This window comes from Rhizobacter sp. P2_D12 (assembly GCF_056404395.1).
On the sequence record NZ_JBFUEB010000285.1, the window covers coordinates 1 to 1,531 of the forward strand.

Here is a 1,531-nt window from a genome sequence, read left to right on the forward strand (position 1 = left end):
CATCGACACCGTGCGTGTCCTGCGCCAGCTGGCCGGCCAGGGCAAGCTGGCCACCACGCTGCTTAACTGATCCGGCGGCGCGGCCTACAGGCCCGGCTGGGTGTCGGCTGCGAGGGTGGTGCTCTCGCCCTGCGCCAAGTTGGTGGCCAGGTCGCGCAGCGCGGTACGTACGCCTTCTTCGATGACCGGGTGATAGAACGGCATCTCCAGCATCTGGTCGACCGTCAGGCGCATCTGGCATGCCCATGACAGCAGGTGGGCCAGGTGTTCGGCGCGCGGCGCGATCATCTCGGCGCCCAGGAACAGGCGCGAGCCATACTCCGCATACACCCGCAGCATCCCCTTGTTCTGCAGCATGACGCGGCTGCGGCCCTGGTTCTCGAACGACACGCTGCCCACGGCGAACTTGGGCTGGCCGTTCGCGGACAGGGCGCGGTAACTCTTGCCCAGCGTGGCGATGTTCGGCTCGGTGAACGCCACCGCGATCGGCGTGCGGCGCAGCCCCGGGCGCACGTCGGGGTAGCGGCCCGCATTGTCGCCGGCGATCTTGCCGTGGTCGGCCGCATCGTGCAGCAGCGGACGCTCGTTGTTGGCGTCGCCCGCGATGAAGATATGGCTGCCGCCGCACTGCATCGTGCGCGCGTCGAAGGTCGGAATGCCGTCAGCGCCCCGCTCCAGGCCCGTCAGTTCGAGGCCCAGGTCATGCACGTTCGGCGTGCGCCCGGCCGCCATCAGCACATACTGGAAGCGCTCGCTGCTTTCCTTGCCCAGCGCGTCGCGCACATGCAGCACCACCTCGTCGCCATCCTGCACTGCTTTCACGATTTCGCTCTGGAACGCGATGTCGACTTCCTCGCCCAGCACGCGCGCAGCGCAGCGCAGCACTTCGGGGTCGCTGATGTTGGCGATGGAGCCGCCGCGCGCGTAGAAACGCACGCGTACGCCGAGACGGCTCAGCGCCTGGCCCAGTTCGAGGCCGATCACGCCGGTGCCGATCACGGCCACCGAGGCGGGCAGGTCGTTCCAGTAAAACACGTCGTCGCTGGTGACGATGCCGGGGCCGACGTTCTCAAGCTGCGGCAGGCGCAGCGGCGTCGAGCCGGTGGCGATGACGACGCGGCCGGCGTGGATCTCGGTATGGTCATCGACCTGCAGCGTGCACGGGCCGGTAAAGCGCGCGTGACCCTGCAGGCGGTCATTGACGGGAATGGCTTCCACGGCCTCGAGCACGAAGCCGACGAAGCGGTCGCGTTCGCGCTGGACGCGCGCCATCACGGCCGGGCCATCGATCCGCACCTCGCCGGCATGCACGCCGAACGGGCCGGACGTGTGCAGCGCGTGCGCGGCCTCGGCGGCGGCGATCAGGAGCTTGCTCGGCATGCAGCCGACCCGGGCGCAGGTGGTGCCGTAGTGCGCGCCCTCGATCACCACCGTGCGCGCGCCCTGCGCCCTGGCGGCGCGATAGGCGGTCATGCCGGCGGTGCCGGTGCCGATAACGGCGACATCCACATTCAATTGTTTCATGGTGTTC

1 protein-coding gene is annotated in these 1,531 nt (G+C 69.0%); it reads right to left on the reverse strand.

Annotated features, from left to right (window positions below):
• Positions 1-84: 84 nt before the first annotated feature.
• A complete protein-coding gene (locus AC1DYN_RS32475) occupies positions 85-1,524 on the reverse strand; it encodes a dihydrolipoyl dehydrogenase (protein ID WP_477966909.1) in 1,440 nt (479 codons plus the stop codon).
• Positions 1,525-1,531: the final 7 nt, after the last annotated feature.